This window comes from Roseibaca sp. Y0-43 (genome assembly GCF_020667835.1).
Taxonomy (GTDB): Bacteria; Pseudomonadota; Alphaproteobacteria; order Rhodobacterales; family Rhodobacteraceae; genus Roseinatronobacter.
Genome location: NZ_JAFMPR010000003.1, coordinates 303,961 through 324,633, shown reverse-complemented (window position 1 = coordinate 324,633; position 20,673 = coordinate 303,961). Strand labels below are relative to the sequence as shown.

19 protein-coding genes are annotated in these 20,673 nt (G+C 62.4%); 6 read left to right on the top strand and 13 right to left on the bottom strand.

Features of this window, described 5'->3' with window-relative positions:
- Positions 1-198: 198 nt before the first annotated feature.
- From J1C52_RS05695 to ccoN, 5 genes are all read right to left on the bottom strand, one after another.
- On the bottom strand, positions 199-1,086 hold the full coding sequence (locus tag J1C52_RS05695; RefSeq protein WP_227426958.1) for a LysR family transcriptional regulator: 888 nt from the start codon (positions 1,084-1,086) through the stop codon (positions 199-201).
- 340 nt (positions 1,087-1,426) lie between these two features.
- Positions 1,427-2,314, bottom strand: coding sequence for a cytochrome-c oxidase, cbb3-type subunit III (gene ccoP, locus J1C52_RS05690; protein WP_227426957.1), 888 nt, complete (start codon positions 2,312-2,314; stop codon positions 1,427-1,429).
- The gene (locus tag J1C52_RS05685) at positions 2,314-2,532 is read right to left on the bottom strand and encodes a cbb3-type cytochrome c oxidase subunit 3 (RefSeq protein WP_227426956.1); all 219 of its coding nucleotides are present in this window, start codon (positions 2,530-2,532) and stop codon (positions 2,314-2,316) included. The genes ccoP and J1C52_RS05685 overlap by 1 nt, the downstream gene beginning before the upstream one ends.
- 15 nt (positions 2,533-2,547) lie before the next feature.
- Complete coding sequence (gene ccoO / locus J1C52_RS05680; RefSeq protein ID WP_227426955.1) at positions 2,548-3,276, bottom strand: cytochrome-c oxidase, cbb3-type subunit II; 729 nt, start codon at positions 3,274-3,276, stop codon at positions 2,548-2,550.
- 15 nt (positions 3,277-3,291) lie between these two features.
- Positions 3,292-4,899: a cytochrome-c oxidase, cbb3-type subunit I gene (gene ccoN / locus J1C52_RS05675; protein ID WP_227426954.1), complete on the bottom strand. Its 1,608-nt coding sequence runs from the start codon at positions 4,897-4,899 to the stop codon at positions 3,292-3,294.
- 195 nt (positions 4,900-5,094) lie between these two features.
- Here ccoN and J1C52_RS05670 point away from each other — a divergent pair, with 195 nt between their 5' ends.
- Complete coding sequence (locus J1C52_RS05670; RefSeq protein WP_227426953.1) at positions 5,095-5,934, top strand: universal stress protein; 840 nt, start codon at positions 5,095-5,097, stop codon at positions 5,932-5,934.
- Here J1C52_RS05670 and J1C52_RS05665 read toward each other — a convergent pair.
- Together J1C52_RS05665 and fnrL are read right to left on the bottom strand one after the other, a co-directional pair.
- Positions 5,921-6,406, bottom strand: a complete 486-nt coding sequence (locus J1C52_RS05665; protein ID WP_227426952.1) for a hypothetical protein — start codon at positions 6,404-6,406, stop codon at positions 5,921-5,923. The genes J1C52_RS05670 and J1C52_RS05665 overlap by 14 nt on opposite strands.
- Positions 6,407-6,494: 88 nt before the next feature.
- Complete coding sequence (gene fnrL / locus J1C52_RS05660; protein ID WP_227426951.1) at positions 6,495-7,247, bottom strand: transcriptional regulator FnrL; 753 nt, start codon at positions 7,245-7,247, stop codon at positions 6,495-6,497.
- A 52-nt stretch (positions 7,248-7,299) separates the two neighbouring features.
- On the opposite strand from fnrL, the gene hemN reads away from it, so the two are divergent.
- Positions 7,300-8,655 (top strand): oxygen-independent coproporphyrinogen III oxidase, encoded by a 1,356-nt coding sequence (gene hemN / locus J1C52_RS05655; protein WP_227426950.1) that lies wholly within the window; start codon positions 7,300-7,302, stop codon positions 8,653-8,655.
- An 18-nt stretch (positions 8,656-8,673) separates the two neighbouring features.
- Here the strand turns inward: hemN and J1C52_RS05650 are convergent, their stop codons facing one another.
- Entirely contained in the window at positions 8,674-10,779 is a 2,106-nt protein-coding gene (locus tag J1C52_RS05650) for a response regulator (RefSeq protein ID WP_227426949.1), read from the bottom strand.
- A gap of 217 nt (positions 10,780-10,996) precedes the next feature.
- Positions 10,997-12,979, bottom strand: coding sequence for a polysaccharide biosynthesis protein (locus tag J1C52_RS05645; protein WP_227426948.1), 1,983 nt, complete (start codon positions 12,977-12,979; stop codon positions 10,997-10,999).
- Between the two features lie 302 nt (positions 12,980-13,281).
- Here J1C52_RS05645 and galU point away from each other — a divergent pair, with 302 nt between their 5' ends.
- Together galU and galE are read left to right on the top strand one after the other, a co-directional pair.
- Positions 13,282-14,166: a UTP--glucose-1-phosphate uridylyltransferase GalU gene (gene galU, locus J1C52_RS05640; protein WP_227426947.1), complete on the top strand. Its 885-nt coding sequence runs from the start codon at positions 13,282-13,284 to the stop codon at positions 14,164-14,166.
- Positions 14,167-14,187: 21 nt separating this feature from the next.
- Positions 14,188-15,189, top strand: coding sequence for a UDP-glucose 4-epimerase GalE (galE, locus tag J1C52_RS05635; protein WP_227426946.1), 1,002 nt, complete (start codon positions 14,188-14,190; stop codon positions 15,187-15,189).
- Here galE and J1C52_RS05630 read toward each other — a convergent pair.
- Genes J1C52_RS05630 through J1C52_RS05620 form a run of 3 tightly spaced genes read right to left on the bottom strand, consistent with a single transcriptional unit; the run spans position 15,186 to position 17,919 of the window.
- Entirely contained in the window at positions 15,186-15,842 is a 657-nt protein-coding gene (locus tag J1C52_RS05630) for a sugar transferase (protein ID WP_227426945.1), read from the bottom strand. The genes galE and J1C52_RS05630 overlap by 4 nt on opposite strands.
- Positions 15,839-16,669, bottom strand: coding sequence for an NAD-dependent epimerase/dehydratase family protein (locus J1C52_RS05625; protein ID WP_227426944.1), 831 nt, complete (start codon positions 16,667-16,669; stop codon positions 15,839-15,841). The genes J1C52_RS05630 and J1C52_RS05625 overlap by 4 nt, the downstream gene beginning before the upstream one ends.
- Positions 16,666-17,919, bottom strand: a complete 1,254-nt coding sequence (locus tag J1C52_RS05620; RefSeq protein ID WP_227426989.1) for a DNA polymerase IV — start codon at positions 17,917-17,919, stop codon at positions 16,666-16,668. Before J1C52_RS05620 ends, J1C52_RS05625 begins: the two co-directional genes overlap by 4 nt.
- Before the next feature lie 103 nt (positions 17,920-18,022).
- Here J1C52_RS05620 and J1C52_RS05615 point away from each other — a divergent pair, with 103 nt between their 5' ends.
- Both J1C52_RS05615 and aroQ read left to right on the top strand, forming a co-directional pair.
- The gene (locus J1C52_RS05615; protein ID WP_227426943.1) at positions 18,023-19,186 is read left to right on the top strand and encodes a mandelate racemase/muconate lactonizing enzyme family protein; all 1,164 of its coding nucleotides are present in this window, start codon (positions 18,023-18,025) and stop codon (positions 19,184-19,186) included.
- A gap of 128 nt (positions 19,187-19,314) precedes the next feature.
- Positions 19,315-19,752 carry a type II 3-dehydroquinate dehydratase gene (gene aroQ, locus J1C52_RS05610; RefSeq protein WP_227426942.1) on the top strand — a complete coding sequence of 146 codons (438 nt, stop codon included), beginning with the start codon at positions 19,315-19,317 and terminating at the stop codon, positions 19,750-19,752.
- 3 nt (positions 19,753-19,755) lie between these two features.
- On the opposite strand, the gene J1C52_RS05605 is transcribed toward aroQ, so the two are convergent.
- The gene (locus tag J1C52_RS05605; protein ID WP_227426941.1) at positions 19,756-20,670 is read right to left on the bottom strand and encodes a calcium/sodium antiporter; all 915 of its coding nucleotides are present in this window, start codon (positions 20,668-20,670) and stop codon (positions 19,756-19,758) included.
- Positions 20,671-20,673: the final 3 nt, after the last annotated feature.

The window sequence follows — 20,673 nt, the reverse complement described above, 5'->3', positions numbered from 1 at the left end:
GGGGCGCACAGCGTCCTTGACCTGCGTCAAAAACCGCATGGCGCGTGCAAGTTTTCGCAATTGAGGAAAAGAGGTGCAAGCCATGAAGGCGCCGATCTCCGGTAACACGCGCGAACAGGAAAACAGAGACCGGCGCTGCAAGCCTAGGCAAGCCTGTGAATTCCTACAGAAAAGAGATGGGCCTTACATTGACGCAGATCAAACCCTGCGCGCTGCGACATTCGGTCCCGGCGCGTTGGCTTCGGATCGCAACCACCGGCAAAAGGCGCGCAACGGCGGGCGATGCACCCCCTGCCGCGTGACCAGGTAATATCCGCGATCCACCTGGTCGCGCAGAACGACACGCAGGTTGCCGCTGGCAATGTCATTTGCCACCAGAACCTCTGTCACAACGGCCAGCCCATGACCGTTGCGCGCCGCGTCCAGCACAAGATTGCCCGGCAAGTGGATCACCCCGCCGCTGAGCGCTGTGGCCACGCCTTGGCGCGACAGGAAGAGCGAGGCCTCATTCTGCTCCAGCTCACTCAGCCATGGCAGGCCGGTCAGCGCGTCGGCCCCGCCACCCGGCGGCCCTTTCAGCAGGGCGGGGGCTGCAACCACGACGAGCGGCGCATCCATCAGCTTGTGCACCTCCAGCCCCGGCCAATCGCCGGTGCCGTGGCGAATCGCAGCATCGAAGCCGCCCGGTTCCAGCGGGCGCTGCACGGGCGATGGGTCCAGCACCAGATCGACGCCGGGATGGGCAAGCCGAAACGACCCAAGGCGCGGCACAAGCCATGTGCTGGCGAACATCGCGGTCGTGGTCACTTGCAAAGGGCGGTCGCGCTGCGCTTCGGTCACGCCGCTGACGCTGCGCATGATCTCTGCAAAGCCATGGGACAGGCCCAGCGCCAATTGGCGACCGTCTTCGGTCAGCTCTATCTGTCGACCGCTGCGCGATACAAGCGGCAGGTCAAGCGCCTTTTCCAACGCCCTGATCTGCTGGCTGACGGCGGCATGGGTCACGCCAAGCCGGGCCGCGGCGGCCACGACCGAGCCGGATTCGGCCAACGCTGCGAAGGCGCGCAAGGCCGAAAGCGGGGGCATGTCGCGCCAGTCCATTATGTAAGCTTTTCTTTCATACCAGATGAATTCCAGAGTCGCGTTTTGGCGTTTTTCAGCCCTAATAGGCCTATGAACCCCATTGGACCGGAGGCCGTTATGTTAGAAATTCATGCAAGAATGCTGTTTGTCGCCAGCCGCGTCAACACCGCTTTGCCGCGATTGGACCGAAGCACTGGGCCGGTCAGGCCCGGCACCCGCGTGGAAGAGCGCGTGCGCTTGGTCGCACCGCGTCAAACCCGGTAGACCCGCCAAGCACAGACGGCGCATGAAAAAACCCGGCCTGCGGAACAGGCCGGGTTTTGGATTGCTTGCTCTGCGCAGATTACTCGCCGCCGCCCAACTGGTGGACATAGGCCGCAACGGCGCGGATTTCCGCTTCGCGCAGACGGTCGGTGAAACCCGGCATCACGCCGAAACGCGAATTGTAGATCGTTTCATAGACGGTCTCTTCCGAGCCGCCATAAAGCCAGATCTGGTCGTTCAGCGCGGGCGCACCGAGGAAGGTGTCGCCTTCGCCGCCAGCACCGTGGCAGGACGAACAGTTGTAGTCGAAAACCTCGGCCCCGGCCGAAGCAAGCTGTGCGTCATGGTCCGACCCGGACAGCGACAGAACGAAATGCGTCGCCTGACGGATTTCTTCTTCGCTTAGCAGCTCGTCACGCCCGAAAGCGGGCATTTCAGAGTAGCGTGCGTCCATGTAGTCCTCGTTGCGGATACCGTAGGTCACGGTCTGCACGATGTCCTCGGTCGTGCCGCCCCACAGCCAGTCGTCATCCAGCAGGTTGGGGAAGCCGCCGGCCTGAACACCGGCACCGCCCGCGCCGTGGCACTGCGAACACTGCGCCGCGAAGACAGAGGCCCCCGCGTTGACGGCGAAACGGTGCAGGTCTTCGTTCTGAACCAATTCGCCCGGTTCGGTTTCCAGGATCTGCGCGAACAGAACATCGTGGCGGGCTTCGAACTCTGCGATTTCCTCGGCCACGTCGGAACGCGAGGCGTAGCCCAGCACACCGCTTGTCGCCTGGTTCATGCCCGGCCATGCCGGGAAAGCGACCCAGTAGCCAACGGACCAGATCACGCAGAGGATGAAGATCCAGACCCACCAGCGGGGCATCGGGTTGTCGAATTCCTCGATCCCGTCCCAGCTATGGCCGGTCGTGTTCGGATCGCCTTTTTGGTGGTTGGCGCTCTTTTTCGAATTGTCAGCCATCACTTGGCCTCTCTCAGATCGGCGTGACCGGCGTGCCGCTTGCGGTTATCCTCTGCGGCAGGCTTGTCATCGTTGCGGAAAATCATGTTCGCCGTGTCCTCGTGGACCTTCTTCCCACCGGGGCGCAGGATGTAGACGAACACCCCGATGAAGAAGCAGAACATGAACAGCAGGTGCCAGCTATCGGCGAAGGCACGCAGCAGGGAATAGGTTTCCATTGCGTCCCTCCTTTCTTAGCGCGATGCGTCCGGCACGAAGGTGTCGAAATCGACCAGCGTGCCCAGCATTTGCAGATAGGCAATGACCGCGTCCATTTCGGTGACAGCTTCCTGCCCGTCGAAATTGCGCTGCTGTGCGCCCGGATAGCGGTCTGCGACCGGATCGCCGAACGGATCGACCTGCGCGAAGAAGTCATCCATCGCGACTTCCATCATCTCATCCGTGTAGGGATGGCCGAGCATACGGTAGACGCCCATGATGTCGATCACTTCTTCCGCGTCTTCGCGGGTCAGTTCACGGTTCATCATGAACCCGTAGGACGGCATGATCGATTCCGGCACAACGCTTTGCGGCTTGATCATGTGCTGAACGTGCCAGTCATCCGAGTAGCGGCCACCGACGCGGGCCAGATCAGGCCCGGTGCGCTTGGACCCCCACTGGAAGGGATGGTCATACATCGATTCCGCTGCCAGCGAGTAATGGCCGTAACGCTCCACCTCGTCGCGCATCGGGCGCACCATCTGGCTGTGGCAGACATAGCAGCCCTCGCGCCGATAGATCTCGCGACCTGCGATTTCCAGCGGCGAGTAGGGGCGCATCCCCTCCACCTTCTCGATGGTGTTGTCGAGATAGAACAGCGGCACGATCTGCACGATGCCCCCGATCGTCACCACGAGGAAGCTGAGAACCAGCAACAGCGTGGCGTGGCGTTCGATCTTGCCGTGATGGTCAAGAAGTCCCATTTTCGTGCCCTTTCCTTATTCAGCGGGCACTGCGGCACCGGCACTGGCAGGCTTGCGCTCTGCCGTGCTGGTCACAGTTTTCCACAGGTTGTAGCACATGATGATCGCACCGGCGAGGAACAGCGTCCCGCCCAGACCGCGCACCACATACATCGGGAATTTCGCGGCAACCGTGTCTGCGAAAGAGTTCACGAGGAAGCCCTGCGCATCCACTTCGCGCCACATCAGGCCTTCCATGATGCCAGTCACCCACATGGATGCCGCATAAAGAACGATCCCGATGGTCGCGAGCCAGAAATGCCAGCTGACCAGACGCAGGCTGTAAAGACCCTCACGCTGCCACAGCTTCGGCACCAGGTAATAAAGCGCGCCGAAGGTGATCATGCCGTTCCAGCCAAGCGCGCCGGAATGGACGTGACCGATGGTCCAGTCGGTGTAGTGCGACAGGCTGTTGACGGCCTTGATGGACATCATCGGGCCTTCGAACGTGGCCATACCGTAGAAGCCCACAGCCACCACCATCATGCGGATGATCGGGTCGGTGCGCAGCTTGTCCCATGCGCCAGACAGCGTCATCAGGCCGTTGATCATACCACCCCAGGACGGCATCCACAGCATGATCGAGAAGGTCATGCCCAGCGTCTGCGCCCAGTCGGGCAGCGCGGTGTAGTGCAGGTGGTGCGGACCGGCCCAGATATACAGGAAGATCAGCGCCCAGAAGTGCATGATCGACAGCTTGTAGCTGTAGACCGGGCGTTCGGCCTGCTTGGGGATGAAGTAGTACATCATGCCAAGGAAGCCCGCTGTCAGGAAGAAGCCCACGGCGTTATGCCCGTACCACCACTGGATCATGGCCGACTGCACGCCCGACCACACCGGCACAGAGCTGGAACCGAGGAACGACACCGGGATCTGCACGTTGTTGATAAGGTGCAGCATCGCCACGGTCACAATGAAGGCAAGGTAGAACCAGTTGGCCACGTAGATATGCGGCTCGCGGCGTTTGATGAGCGTTCCCATGTAGATGGCAAGGAAGGCCACCCAGACAATGGTCAGCCACAGGTCGGCCAGCCATTCGGGTTCGGCATATTCGTTACCTTGGGTCGACCCGGTGACATACCCGGTCGCGGCCAGCAGGATGAACACCTGGTAGCCCCAGAACACGAACCAAGCCAGACCGCCGCCCCACAGGCGCGCGGCAGAGGTGCGCTGCACGACGAAGAACGCGGTTGCGATCAGGGCGTTGCCGCCGAACGCAAAAATCACCGCAGAGGTGTGCAGCGGGCGCAGACGACCGAAATTCAGGAACCCTTGGGCCCATTCGAAATTCAGGTATGGGAACGCAAGCTGGAACGCGATGACCACGCCCACCAGAAAGCCCACGACGCCCCAGAAGGCGGTCGCAATCACGCCGAAGCGCACAGGCCCGTCCATATAAGTATTCGGATCGACCACGGGTGCGGGTTCGCCCACACGACGGATCAGCCAGATGAAAGCGATTGCTGCCGATACCATGAAGATCAAAGCATGGATCTGGTATGACAGGTCGCGTGCCAGTCCTGCGGCCACGGCGGCGACAACCACCGCGAAGCCCAAAACGGCGAGCTTTATGTATCCCAACATAATCTGCGTCCCTTTTCTGTTCGCGCGCCCGGTCTAACGCCGGGAAACACATTTTTGTATGGTGCCTTTTGTCACGGGGCTGGGCTTCTAACCTTGACCTAGGTCAAAGGTGGGGACCGCTTTCCTTGCGACGGATCAAGGAATGTTCAGGTGTTTCGGGGCAGGATGGCCTCGAACCAAGAAGGAGCGGACACCATGGCTTACAAATCCTTGATTAGTTTCGTCACGTCCGAGACCGGACTCGAGTCGTTTCTGGATATGGCCGCGACCATGGCCCGACGCAGCGACGCGCATCTGGAAATCTGTTGCCTTGCCGTCGATACAACACAGGCCGTGGGCTTTGTCGGCGGCGCGCCTGCGGTGATGTTTCAGGAAACACTGAACCAGTTGCAGGCCCGCGCGCAGGATTTGCGCGACAAGGTGCGCGCGCGGCTGGATGGCCTTGCCCTGCGCTGGAGCACCGAAGACGCCGTCGTCCCCATGGGGGGAATCGCGTCCTATGTGGGGCTAAAGGCGCGCTATTCCGACCTTGTCCTGCTGCCCAGCCCCTATGGCGACGGGCGCGGCCCGCAGGATGAACTGGCCATAGAGGCCGCGCTATTCGAAGGCGATGCGCCCGTGCTCGTCTTGCCGCCCGCAATGACCAGCCTGCCAGAGTTTTCCCGAATCGTTCTGGCATGGAACCAAAGCGACGAAGCCCTGCACGCCGCGCGGGCCGCCTTGCCGCTGCTGGCCAGTGCGGATTTGGTGAATGTGGTTATCATAGACCCGCCCGCCCACGGGCAGGAACGGTCGGACCCCGGTGGCCTTTTGACCACGATGCTGGCTCGCCACGGCGTAAAGGCCGAGGTCGCGGTCATTGCCAGCGCTGGGACGGGCATTGCCTATACTTTGCAACGTCACCTGCGCGACAACGCTGGCGATCTGTTGGTGATGGGTGCCTATAGCCACTCGCGCTTGCGTCAGGCCATCCTTGGGGGCACCACGCGCAGCCTGCTGTCAGAGGCCGCGACGCCTGTCTTCATGATGCATTAGCACTGCGCCGGGCCAGCTCTGTCATCAGCAAGGTCTGCGCGTCTTGGTAGAAAGGGCGCAGGCCCGGTTCGGCCTTGGCAAGATCCGTGTTCGTGCGGGCGATGTAGTCGTGCAAGGTCTGCATGTCGGCCAGTCGCAAATCGCGCAAATAGCGTTGCGCCTGCCCTTCGCTGTAAGCCACAAGCCCATCGGGCACCGGAATCGCGCTCTGCATCGGCGCGGATGCCGGGACAATCCCAAAGGACAGGGTCGATCCGCTGCGGAACTGCGATGTCAGGTCTTTCTCATAGGCCAGGGCAAGGGCAAAGATCAGGCCCAGCGCGAAGAGCCCCATCCGACCGTTCAGCAGGCTGGGCCATCTGGGGCCCGCTGCCACCGCTTCGGGTTGCGCGACCGGAATATCGCGCGTTTCCAGCAAGGATTCCTGGTCTCTGTCCCAGTCAAAGCCACGGCGCGCCACATGCTCGGTCATGTCGTCCCCCACAGGAAATAATTCCCGCTAAGGTAGACACGGCATTGTGCCGCCTTTGTGGCGGTAGCGCGTCAAGTTTCGGGCAAGATCACATCAGGAAGCCGCCATCCGAATCGTCGCCGGTTTCTTCCAGCAAACGGTCGAAATCGGGGATCGTGATATGGCGCTTGCCTTCGGTCACGATCAGACCTTCCTTGCGCAGGTTCGACATCTGGCGACTGACGGTTTCCAATGTCAGACCCAGGTATTCCGACATCGCCTCTCGGGTCAGCGGTAGGTCGAAGCTCAACTCGCCATCCGCCACGCTCAGCTGCAAGGACGCGTCGCGCCGCGCGATAATCGTCAGCAGGCTTGCGATCTTTTCGCGCGCGGTCTTGCGGCCCAGAAGCAGCATCCATTCGCGCGCGGCATCCAACTCGTCCAGCGTCATTTCCAGCAGGCGCTGACCGATATGAGGCGTGTTCAGCATCATGTCTTCGAACGGCTTCTTGCGGAAGCAGCACATCACCGTATCGGTCGCAGCCGTCACGTCATAGGCCGAGGTCGCCCGCCCCGGACGGCCAATGAAATCCGAGGGCAGCAGCAGCCCGACCATCTGGCGGCGGCCATCTTCCATGGTTTGCGACAGCGTCGCGATACCCGTGACCACGGAGGCCACGAAATCCATGTTGTCGCCGGCCCAGACAACGGTCTGGCCCGCCTCGAAACTGCGGTAATACTTGATCTGCTCCAGCCGCTCCAGCTCGTCCGTCTCGCATCGGGCGCAGACCGCGCGGTGACGAATGGGACAATCGGAGCAATCCTGATTGTAAGTCTTGAGAGAAGTCGTCGCGCGCGTCATCAGGATTGATCTGTGTCAAGGATTTTGGGCATCTGTCCTTTATTCTAGACACATGAAGCATGTTTCGCAACTTTCAAAGCTTGGTCTGTTTGACGCACGTGTGCCACGGTATACGAGCTATCCGACCGCACCCCAATTCAGCGCCGGATTGACGGGCCAGACTTTCGCCAACTGGGTCGGGCAGATCGAACCCGGCTCACAAATCTCGCTCTATCTGCATGTGCCTTTCTGCCGCCGGTTGTGCTGGTTCTGCGCCTGCCGCACGCAGGGCACCAGTTCCGACGCGCCGGTCGTGGCCTATGCCCAAACGCTCAAGGCAGAGCTGGAAATGCTGCGCCAAACGCTGCCCGAAGGGGTGGAATTGTCGCGCCTGCACTGGGGCGGTGGAACCCCGACCATGCTGCCGCCCGACGAGATGCGCGCCATTGCAGCACTTGTGTTCGACATCGCGCCCATGGCGAAAGACGGCGAATTCTCGGTCGAGATCGACCCCAACGAGATTGACGAATCCCGCCTTGATGCCTTGGCCGAAGCCGGGATGAACCGCGCTTCTATCGGCGTGCAAGATTTCGATGCCGAGATTCAGGCCGTGATCGGACGCGACCAGAGCTTCGAGATTACGAAGGCCGCGGTCGATGCGATTCGCGCCCGTGGTATCACCAGCCTGAACGCGGACATCCTTTATGGGCTGCCGCATCAGACCCCCAAGCGCATTGCCGATTCGGTGCAAAAGCTGCTCACGCTCAACCCCGACCGTGTGGCGCTCTATGGCTATGCCCATGTGCCGTGGATGGCGCGCCGCCAACAGATGATTCCGTCCGACACGCTACCGCGCCCCGAAGAACGGCTGGAACTGTTCGACACCGCGCGCCGCCTGTTCATGTGGGACGGCTATGACGAGATCGGCATCGACCATTTCGCCCGCCCGCATGACGGGATGGCGAAGGCTGCAAAAGCGGGAACGCTGCGGCGCAATTTCCAAGGCTATACCGACGATCTGTCGCCGGTGCTGATCGGTCTGGGGGCATCGTCGATCTCTCGGTTCCCCCAAGGTTACGCCCAGAACGCCCCGGCTACGGCCCAATGGAAAAAGGCAGTTCAGGCCAACGAATTCGCAACCGTGCGCGGCCATGTCTTTACACCCGAAGACATCTGGCGCGGGCGCGCGATCGAAGCGTTGATGTGCGATTTCCGCGTATCGGCGCAGGAATTGTGCACCCAGTTCGGCGCCCCCGCCGACGCGGTAGAGGGTTTGTTCAAGGCGGCCTGCGACAAGTTCGGTGAATTCGTCGCCCGCGAAGGGGACGCGCTGGTGATTCCGCAAGAGGGGCGACCGCTGACGCGGATGATCGCGACCATCTTCGACGCCTATTCCATGGAAAAGACCGGGCACAGTTCCGCAGTCTAGACTCGGCCCACATTCGCATCAGGCGTCCTTGTGCTGCGGGGCCGGGTCTGCTGGCGCATATGTTCCAATGGCTTCCATCAGTGCGGCCTTGCGCAGCGGTTTGGTCAGCGTGGCGTTCATGCCGGCATCCATGATCTTGTCGATCTCTTCCTGAAGCGCGTGCGCGGTCAGCGCAATGATCGGGATCGACGCGCCGCCGGGCAGTGCGCGAATGCGGCGCGTGGCCTCTCGGCCATCCATCTCGGGCATGGAAATATCCATGAAAATCAGGTCAAACGTGGCGGTATTGACCTTTTCAACCGCCTCTCGGCCATTCACGGCCAAGCTTAGCTCTATCGGCAAATCCCGGATCATCTTGCTAAAGACCAGTCGGTTGGTGGCGTTATCCTCTGCGTAAAGCACATGCAGGGTGCGGTCGGGCAAGGTGGCGACTGGCTTGGCGGGCAGGTCTGGGGGGCTCGGCGCTTGCGCATGGGTGCCCAGCAAGCGGCAGACGGCTGCACACAGGTCGCGCCACAACAGCGGTTTTGGCAAAACGGCGACGCGGCCATCACGCGCCAACGCGTGGTCCGTGTCCTGTATGGCCGCGCTTTGCACGATCACAGGGCAATCGGGCAGAACAGCGCGCAACCGCTGAAGTATCACCAGCGGGTCGGCTTCTGACAATTCATAGTCCAGCAGCACAAGGTCGGGCGCGACTTGCCGCGCCAGTTTCGCGGCCGCCTCTGCCTGCGTGGCGGTGGCGATCTTGACATGGGCCGATTGCAACTGACGCTCGACAATCCCGCGGCTGATAAGATGGTCGCTGACCAAAAGCACCTTGCCGATCTCTGTCGGCCAGTTGGGGGGCTGCGCGGCGTCGGGCTGGGTCGCGCCCGGCAACGCCAGCGACACCCCGAAGCACGACCCGACCCCAAGCTCTGATTCCAGCCACATCTTGCCGCCCATCATGTCCAGAATGCGGCGGGTTATCGCCAGGCCAAGCCCCGTTCCTTCAAAGCGGCGGTTGGTGGCTTCCTCGACCTGCTGGAACTCTCCGAAGATATGCTCCTGGTTTTCCGGTGCGATTCCGATGCCGGTATCCTCGACCGTCAGATGCACGAGGTGGCCGCCCTCTGACACCCCCACACCCACCGCGCGCACCAGCACATACCCGCTATCGGTAAACTTGACGGCGTTGCCCACAAGATTGGTCAAGACCTGCCGCAAACGCCCCGGATCGGCGATCAGGTGGCGGGTCAGGAACATGTCGTAATCGAGGATCAGTTCGATCCCCTTGGCGCGGGCGCTCGGTGCCAGCAGCGTCATCACCTCGTGGATGGTCTTTTCCAGATCGAACGGCTCCGGGTGCAGTTCCATCCGGCCCGCATCCATCTTCGAGAAATCCAGAATGTCATTGATGATCGTGACCAGCGCTTGACCGCTAGACCGGATCGTGTCGGTGAACATGCGTTGTTCGCTGTCCAGTTCGGTTTCTGAGAGCAGGTCGGCCATGCCGACCACCCCGTTCATCGGCGTGCGGATTTCATGGCTCATATTCGCAAGGAACGCCGATTTCGCCTGCGCCGCCGCCTCTGCACGTTCCTGCGCCTCTATCAGTTCGGCCTGGTAGCGCAGGGACTCGGTTATGTTGCGCACAAGGGACACGTAGTCGCCATTGGGCGCGCGGCGGTCCATAAGGCGCACGCTCATGCCGCTTTCGAAATGCAATTCGACCGGCTTGATATGGTCCTGCGTCCAGCGCGCCAGCATCGCATCCACCCAGTTGGCGGGGCTTTCGCCTTGCAGGCGCACCAAGCCCTCATAGGCGCAAATCTCGAGTATGCGGGTGTAGCGAATGCCTTGCGCGACCTCTGGAAATCCGTCGAACACGCCAAGAAACGCCTGATTCGCCATCACAAGGCTTTGCTTCGGGTCGAACACCGCGAACCCGTCCGGCATGGTTTCAATGGCTTCGCGCAGGCGCAGATTGGCAAGATCCACCTCGGAATGGGCCACTTCCAGATCCTGCGCGACCTGCGAATTCACATCGCGCAAGGCCACCGCCTGTTCGCGCACAAGCTGCAATTCCTGACGCTGCGACATGATCTGTTCGGACAGGGCAAAGGCATGACCCTTCAACATGTCATTGGCAGCCCGAAGTTCGGCGCGCGCTTGTTCATACAGGCGCTCCGCGCGCAGCCGTGCACGACGTTCCCTTGTTAGCAAATCTGTAAACCGGACCGGAGCTGTCATGCAAAATGGAGAGCCGAATGAAACCGGCCCCAGTATTCAGACCAAGCGTAAACGCGCCCTTAATTCTGCCCGACACGGCCCGGAATTCGGCAGGAAAATGCCCGCGTCACTCTGCGTCGACGGAATTCGGCGTTGCCCCACCGGTTCCATAGCGCTGCGTGGCCTGCCCGCCCAGCGCATCCAGATCCTGCCGCACCCAGTGCATCAGTTCCTTGCGCGCCTTTGCGCTGTCACCGCCAGCCACCGCCCGACGCAGGCCGGAAATGGCCCGCGTAATCTGGAAATCCGACAGACCGGCCTCTCTCGCGGCGAAAATCTTCGGATGCTCGGTCGACATCTGGCCATCGGTGATCGAGAGTTCCTCGTAAAGCTTCTCTCCGGGGCGCAGGCTGGTGATGACGATCTCGATATCGCCTTCGGGGTTCTGTTCGTCGCGCACGGTCAGCCCTGCCGATTCGACCATTTTGCGGGCAAGGTCGGCGATGCGAACGGGTTTACCCATGTCCAGAACGAAAGCGTCGCCCCCCGTGGCCATGGCCCCGGCGCGCAGCACAAGCTGCGTGGCTTCCTGAATGGTCATGAAGAAGCGCTCGATGTCGGGATGGGTCAGCGTGATCGGGCCACCGCTGGCGATCTGTTCCTGAAAGCGCGGGATGACCGACCCGGACGACCCAAGCACATTACCAAACCGCACCATGCAAAAGACCGTCGGCTCGTTACGGCCTTTCGCCCTTTGCTTTCGGGCACAATCGGCGACGATCAGCTCTGCCATGCGCTTGGTGGCCCCCATCACGCCCTTGGGGCGGACAGCCTTGTCGGTAGAGATCAGGACGAAGCGCTCGACCCCAAGCTCTGCCGACACGCGCGCCAGCGTGGCAGTGCCCAGCACGTTATTGGCAATCCCGGAGAGGACATTCGCCTCGACCATCGGGACATGTTTGTAGGCCGCGGCGTGCAGCACGATCTGCACCTCATGCGTGGACAGGGCGGCATGGACCAGCCTGCGCTCTGTCACGGTGCCCAGAATTGGAATGATCTCGCAATCCGACGTGCGGCTTAGTTCGTTAAGTTCATCGTTGATCTGGTATAGCGCGTGCTCGCTCGATTCCAGCAGCACCAAGCGCCGCGGCTTGCACAGCAAAAGCTGCCGGCACAGTTCCGACCCGATAGAGCCGCCTGCGCCGGACACCAGAACGGATTTCCCGGCATAGACGCCACAGGCGCCGTCCATGGTCTTGTCCAGCGCGCTGCGCGACAGGAACCTGTCGGGCAATGCCTGCTTCAACGCATCGACAAGGCGCTCTTCGCCCACCAATTGCGAGAAAGACGGCAGGCTTTGCACATCGAAGCCCATATCGGTCAGGCGCCGCGCGATCCGGGCCACCTTGGGCCGCGAGATGGACGGCATCGCCAACAGCACCCGCGACACACCATTTCGGGCCGCCACGTCGCTGACCTTGCTGGGCGGGTGCACCGGCAGGCCCGCAACACTGATGCCTTGCAGAACCGAGTTGTCGTCAAGAAATCCGACCACGCGCATGTTCTCGGACGCCCGCAGCGCAAGCGCAAGCTGCATCCCGGTGGTGCCGGCCCCATAGATCAGCACATTCGTCACCTGTGCATTCACTTGATATAGCCGCCGCACAAGTTGCAACATCAGAAACCGCGCCAGCACCGACCCGATCACGAACAGGCAAGCAAGAAGCACCGGCCCGGAGCTGGAAAACAGCGGTCCAAGCGCCAAATCAGTCAGGAAAGCGGCGACCCCGAGGATCGCGCCCAGTATGGCGCTGCGCCCCATGCCGCGCGCCTCGTAGGATTTCAGCTGAACCTTCGGCAAGCCCAACAGACCCGAGCCAACCGTCGCGGTGCATAGCAAGATCACGAGCGTACCGACCTGCTCGAATGACGCGACCCAAAGGGCAGACATCGACGGGTCCAGCACCAGAAGGACGCCGAAAGCGATCAGCACCACGGTCACGTCGATCAGCAACAACAGGATTTGCTTGTAGTCGCGCCGCATGTCCCGCAAAGCGACAGCCAGTCGGAACAGTCGTTCATTCTTGGCGAAGAATGGCTCGAAGAACATCTTGCGTGACCTCTGGGCTACCGATGAGGCGGGCGACCTGTCGCGTATTCATGGCTGCGTAAACACCAAGGCCTTGTGTTACACAATCCATCTAGCACTGCAAAATGCCAATTTGGCACACAAAATGCACAAACATTGGGCAAACGCTTGCGGGCATCCTAGGCTTCCGGGCGCATTGTGCAAAGCCATACCGCGATTTGCAGGCGGTGATCCGCTCAATACATCGGGCTTTAGCCTTGCGGCGCCGTAGCCGAAGCGTGTAGTGACCTTGCAGGCTGCAAATACAACTTTTAGGAAGAATTATGCCCAAAATCACGAAGGCGGTCTTTCCTGTCGCCGGTCTCGGAACGCGTTTCCTTCCCGCCACCAAGGCCATGCCGAAAGAGCTTTTGCCGATCATCGACAAGCCGATCGTGCAATACGCCGTGGAAGAAGCGATCGCGGCGGGCATTACGGAACTGGTATTCGTGACCGGCCGGAACAAACGCGCGGTGGGCGACCATTTCGATGCGAACCTGGAGCTGGAAGCCCAGCTTGTCGCCAAGGGAAAACATGACATTCGGGACATGGTGCGCAACATCGTGCCCGAAGGCGTGTCCTGCATTTTCGTGCGCCAGCCCGAACCCCTTGGTTTGGGTCATGCCGTGCTCTGCGCGGCACCTGCGGTGGGCGAAAATCCCTTCGTCGTCCTGCTGGCCGACGATCTGATGCATGGCGAAACGCTGCCCACCCAAGCACTTGTCAACGCCTATCAGGCAAAACCGCAAACGACGCTGTCGGTGTCCGAAGTCGATTATGCCGATGTGTCGAAATATGGCATTCTGAAAACCGGCGCGGCAGATGAAAACGGGCTGATGCCCGTCGAGCGCATTGTCGAGAAACCCGCGCGCGAAGACGCCCCGTCCAACCTTGCGTCATTCGGGCGCTACGTGTTCTCGCCCGAGATCTTTGCCGTTCTGCGCGATCTGAAACCGGGCGCGGGCGGCGAAATTCAGCTTGCCGACGCGATCGACCAACTGGCGCAAGAGGGCAAGGTCTCTGCCATCAAGAACCCCTCGCAACGCTATGATTGCGGCGACAAGTTCGGGTATCTGACCGCCATCGTCGATGTGGCCCTGGCCGACCCGGAATATCGCGAACCGTTCATGGCCCTGATCCGTGACCGGATGGAAAAGGCGTCCGGATAAACGGACACCGGGGCGGTCAGGATGTCGGACAATCCAGAGAACAAGGTCGTCCTTGTCACGGGCGGCGCAGGGTATATCGGCTCTCATGCCTGCAAATTGCTTGCTCGCGGGGGCTATACCCCGGTCGTCTATGACAGCCTGCGCACGGGGTGGGCGCAGGCGGTGAAATTCGGGCCACTGGTGCAGGCCGATCTGCTAGACCGCGCCGCGCTTGATGCGGCATTCGCCGAATACAAACCCTGCGCGGTCATGCATTTCGCGGCGCTCAGCCAAGTGGGCGAGGCAACGCGCGACCCCGGCCTGTACTGGCGCAACAATGTCAGCGGGTCGTTGAATCTGGTCGAGGCAATGTTGGACGCGGGCTGCACCAACATGGTGTTTTCGTCCACCTGTGCGACCTATGGCGATCAGGACGGTGTCGTGCTGGATGAGGACAGCGCGCAACGCCCGCTCAACGCCTATGGGGCGTCGAAACTGGCGGTCGAAGGCATCTTGCGCGATTTCGGGATCAGCCATGGGCTGAACTCGGTCATTTTCCGGTATTTCAACGTGGCCGGTGCCGACCCAGAGGCAGAGGTCGGCGAGTGGCACCAGCCGGAGACACATCTTATTCCCGTCATGATAGAGGCCGTCGCAGGCGCGCGCGAGGCGCTTGTCATCTACGGCAAAGACTACCCCACGCATGACGGCACCTGCATCCGCGATTACGTGCATGTCATGGATCTTGTCCGCGCGCATGTTCTGGGGCTGGAATGGCTGCTCGCTGGGCGCGGCAGCCGCGTGTTCAACCTGGGCACCGGGGTCGGCTTTTCCGTGGCCGAGGTAATCGCGCAATGCCGCGCGGGCACCGGGCACCGCGTGCCCCACAGCTTCGGCCCACGCCGCGCGGGCGATGCGACCGCGCTTGTGTCGGGCAGCCGCCGCGCGGTCGAGGAGTTGGGCTGGCAGCAGGAACGCTCTTCGCTGAAGCTGATGATCGAAGACGCTTGGCGCTGGTATCAAACCGGCGGCTATTCGGGCTAGGCGCGCCAATGGGCGGGGCGGCGGCGCGGCAAGCGCCGACCGCGCAGCTTTCCCGCAGCGCGCGCAACCGTAAGCGCGATCAGCAACAGGTCCAGCCCAAGGCTTGCGTGCTTTTGATACAGCAGGTCAATGCGCGCCTTGCGCGGCACACAGCGACGGGCATAGACCGCATCCGTTTCCTCTGGCGTGGCGCAGTTGCGCAAAAGCATTTCTTCGTGGCGCGCGAACACCAATGACGCCAGCCCCGTCACCCCCGGCCGCGACCGCAGCACGCGCGCGTAAAGCTCGGGAAACCGCTCGACATATTGGCGCAGCGGCGGGCGCGGGCCGACAAAACTGATATCGCCGCGCAGGATGTTCAGAAATTGCGGCAACTCATCCATCCGTAGGCGCCGCAGCTTGCGGCCGAAGGGCGTGATGCGGTCCGATTTATCGCCCCCCGACACGCCCGAATCCGTGGCCACGTTGCGCATGGTGCGAAATTTCCACAGCGTGAACCCTTTGCCCGGCGCGTGCATTCGTTCCGACCCGTAGAACACGGGCCAGCCCTCGCGCAGCCACAGCAGAACGAAAATGACCGCGAACACCGCAAGCGCGGGCGGGGCCAAAAAGATCGTGAAACCGATATCGAACAGGCGTTTGGTCAGGGTCATGCCGGGTCTGTCGGCGCTGCCGCCGCCCATGTCAAGCGCCACTCGGCTACCAAGGCGTCTGGCGCGACAGCGGGCAACGGGCAAAGCGCTTGCTGTCGGTCAAGGGACAGGCGCAATTCGGGCAAGGCATGGGCGGGCGCATCGGCCCAATCCCACGCCTGCCCGGCAGCGCGCAGCAGCGAATCCATGCCAACCAGCCCCGGTTGAGCGATGTTCAGGGCCGGAGGCAAGGGCCCATCATGGCAGGCCAATTGCGCCAAGACATGCGCCAAAGCGCGTGGCCCGATATAGGCACGGCGCGGCGCTTGGCCGTCCGCAAAGCGGTGCAGCACTGGGCGGCGACCGGGCTGCAACCCGCCCAAAAGCGCATCGGCGCCCGCGACATTGCCTATCCGCAGGCAGCAAAGCTCCAGCATATCGGCCTGCCCACGCGCCGCCTGCTCCATCGCCAGCTTCGCGCGGCCATAGTCATTGGCCGGGGTGCAGGGGCCATCCTCTGGATGGGGGCCGGGGTCCGCGCCATAGACCGCGACGCTTGATGCCAGCAGCACCCGCCCGGCCCCAAGCCTGCGCGCGGCATCCAGCCCGGCCAAGGCCAGATCGGTATTCAGACCCAGATCGGGGCCAGAGGTCACACCCGCAAGGCACAGAACCGCATCGACACGGGCGCAATCGGGCACCGGCTCCGCAAGCGGGTTCCAGAGAAGCGCGCCATCCGGGGCATTGCTGCGAAACTGCCAGACGGGTTCCAGCGGCAGACCGTGCCAGAACTGGCGCAGATAGGCACCGATGCGCCCACTCGCGCCCATGACCAAAACGCGTGTCATCGCAAACTTCGCCCCTTTATCACGGCATCCGGCCCGAAACGGTCGCGCAAGCTGTCTATCGTGCGCTCTGCCTTGGCGCGTTTTGCAGCCCCTTGGTCCAACAAGTCCAGCGCGAACCCTGTGCCGTCATCTGCGACCAGCTCGGAAATGCCGACCCCGATCAGCCGAAACGGCCCCTGCCCCAGCGCGCCCGCCAACAAGGGCCGCGCGGTGCGCCAGATCGTATCGGCCAGCGCCGTCGGCCCATCCAGCGCGTGACGGCGCGTCAGGCTGCGGTGGTCGGCGCGCTTCAGCTTCACGGTCACGACACGACCCGCCAGCCCGCGCGCCTTGGCGCGGCTGGACACCTGCTCTACCAGCCGCCACAAATGCCCCTCCAGCAGGTCGGGGTCAGAGATGTCACTGCCGAAGGTGGTTTCCTTTGAGATGGATTTCACCGCACGATCAGGGCTGACGCGGCGCGCATCCTGCCCACGCGCAAGCTCATACAGGCGCAACCCCATCGATCCGAAGCGCGCAACCAGATCGGCGCGGTCCCAGCGCAGCAGATCGTCAATCGTGCTGATCCCCGCGCGCTCCAACTGCGCGCGCGTCGCGGCCCCCACGCCCCAGATAATGCCCACGGGTTTGCCGCGCAGGAAGGCTTCGGTCTGGGCCTTGGCGATCACCGAGAACCCACGCGGCTTGTCCAGATCGGACGCGATCTTGGCCAGAAACTTGTTATGCGACAGCCCGATGGACCCCGACAGGCGCAACTCCTGTTCCATCCGGCGCACCAGCCCTGCCAGCATCACGGCAGGCGGGGCATGGTGCAGGGTTGCGGTGCCCGACAGATCCAGAAACGCCTCGTCCAGCGACAGGGGTTCGATGGCGGGCGTCAGGTCTTCCATCATCGACCTTATCTCGCGCGAGGCGGCGGCGTAGGCTTCGAACCGGGGCTTTACGACCACCGCTTCTGGGCAAAGCTGCAACGCCTTGAACATGGGCATGGCAGAGCGCACGCCATGAATGCGCGCGATGTAGCACGCGGTTGTGACAACACCCCGCTGCCCGCCGCCGACGATGACGGGCTTGTCGCGCAGGGCCGGGTTGTCGCGCTTTTCGACGCTGGCATAGAACGCGTCGCAATCCATATGCGCGATGGACAGATCGTATAGCTCTGCATCGGCCACAACGCGGCGGCTGTGACAGGCCGGGCAGCGCGGCCCAGCAGGAAATTGGGTCAGACAGTCGCGGCAGAGGGCGGGCATAGGCGCAGAATAGCGGCTGCGCGCGCAAGTGGCGAGGGGCATCGCACGCTCTGGACCATTGCCCGCGCGGCTTCTAGTGTGCCCGCAAAACGGGAGGCCACATATGCGTATTCTGGATATCTGCGAGGTAACAAAACCCATCGCATCGCCCATCCGCAACGCCTATATCGACTTCAGCAAAATGACCGCCAGTCTTGTCGCGGTCGTCACCGACCAAGTGCGCGACGGGCGGCGGGTCGTGGGCTATGGCTTCAACTCTAACGGGCGCTATGGCCAAGGTGGGCTGATCCGTGAACGGTTCCGCGACCGGGTGTTGCAGGCCGACCCGGCATCGCTGGTAAATGACGCGGGCGACAATCTGGACCCTCATCGCATCTGGGCCGCGATGATGGCCAATGAAAAACCGGGCGGCCATGGCGAGCGGTCGGTCGCGGTCGGCACCATCGACATGGCGGTATGGGACGCTGTTGCCAAGATCGCAGGCAAACCGCTGTTTCGCCTGTTGGCAGAGGAATATGGCGCGCAGGCCGACCCGCGCGTTTTTGTCTATGCGGCAGGCGGCTATTACTACCCCGGCAAGGATGACACCCAGTTGCGCGCCGAGATGCGCAGCTATCTGGACCGGGGCTATACGGTCGTGAAGATGAAGATCGGCGGCGCGCCCTTGGCCGAAGACCAGCGCCGGATAGAGGCCGTTCTGGATGAGATCGGGTCGCAAGCCCAACTGGCGGTCGATGCCAATGGCCGCTTCGATCTGGAAACCGCCATCGCCTATGCCAAGATGCTGCGGGAATATCCGCTGTTCTGGTATGAGGAAATCGGCGACCCGCTGGATTTCCAGCTTCAGGCTGCCATGTCCGAATTCTACCCCGGCCCCATGGCCACGGGCGAAAACCTGTTCTCGCATCAGGATGCGCGCAACCTGTTGCGTTATGGCGGGATGCGCCCCGACCGCGATTGGCTGCAATTCGACTGCGCGCTGTCCTATGGCTTGGTGGAATATCTGCGCACGCTCGATGTGTTGGACCAGTTGGGCTGGTCGCGCCGTCGCTGCATTCCGCATGGCGGGCACCAGATGTCGCTGAACATTGCGGCAGGCTTGGGCCTTGGCGGCAATGAAAGCTACCCCGACCTGTTCCAACCCTATGGCGGCTTTCCTGACGGGGTGCGGGTCGAGGATGGCTATATCACCATGCCAGAGCTGCCCGGCATCGGGTTCGAAGGGAAATCCGACCTGATCGCGGTCATGCGCGCTCTGGCGGAGTAGAGCATGTCGCGCAAAAGTGGCCCCCGGTTTTGCGCAAAAGACATGCGACCACTTCAAAGCGCCTTTCCCTTGGCGCGCGTGCCAAGTTGCGGCTAGAACGGGACAAGACAGCACAAAGGACGCGCGCCATGGCCCGCCTGATCTACATTCTGAACGGCCCCAACCTGAACCTGCTCGGCCAGCGAGAGCCAGAGGTCTACGGCCATACCACCCTAGCCGATGTAGAGCAGGCCTGCGCCGCACTTGGTGCAGAGTTGGTGCTGAAGCTGCGGTTCCTGCAATCAAACCACGAGGGCCAGATCGTCGATTGGGTGCAAGAGGCGCGCGGGACGGCCGCGGGGATCATCATCAACCCCGCCGCGTTGACGCATACCTCTGTCGCCATTCTGGACGCGCTGAACGCCTTCGATGGCCCTGTGATCGAGCTGCATATCAGCCAGGTCCACAAGCGCGAGGCGTTCCGCCACCATTCCTATGTCAGCCAGCGGGCCGATGCGGTGATGGCGGGCTTTGGCACGCATGGTTATGAACTGGCGCTGCGCCAGATGGCGCATCTGCTGGTTTAGTCGCTAACCCTGCGCGGCCCAGATATAGGCCGCGTAGCCCAAAAGCAGCGCCGCGCCACTTTGACGGCCAACGCTGGAACGCGCCAGCAGTAACCCGGCCAATAGGGCCGAGACGCCGATCATCACTGGCAAATCCACGGTCAGGAAACGCCCCGCCACCGGGATCGGCGCGATCATGGCCGTCGCGCCCAGAATGCCCAGCACGTTGAAGATGTTGGAGCCGACGATATTCCCGATCGCTATCGCCGATTGCTTGCGCAAGGCCGCCATGAGCGAGGTCGCAAGTTCTGGCAGCGACGTGCCCACGGCCACGATGGTCAGGCCGATGAACGCCTCTGACAGGCCCAGCGCCTGCGCGATATTGACCGCGCCATCCACCAACAGCCGCGCGCCCAGCATCAGCCCTATCAAACCCGCGACCAGCCAGCCGAGCGATTGCCAGAGCGGTTGCACGGGCGCGTCGGATGCAGGCGCATCGCCCTGCGGGTCCAGATAAGACCAGACCAGATAGGCCAGCAGGCCCAGCACCAGCCCCAGCCCCGCAACACGCCCGATCTGCCCCAGCCAGAACAAGGGCACCAGCGCGAGCGCGGCCAGCAGCATCACCGCCAGATCGCGCCGCAGGCTGCGCGCGGCGACCGTGACGGGCCAGATCAGGGCCGTCACACCCACGATCAGCAGGATATTCCCGATATTAGAACCCACCACATTGCCGATGGCGATATCGGGCACACCGCCCAAAGCGGCCTGAACCGACACCAGCAATTCCGGGGTCGAGGTGCCAAAGCCCACCACGGTCAGCCCGATCAGCAGGGGCGGCATGGCGAAACGATGCGCCACCGCGACCGCGCCGCGCACCAGCGCCTCGCCACCAAGGAAAAGGCCCAACAGGCCCGCAGCAAGAAACAACCAATCCAAGTC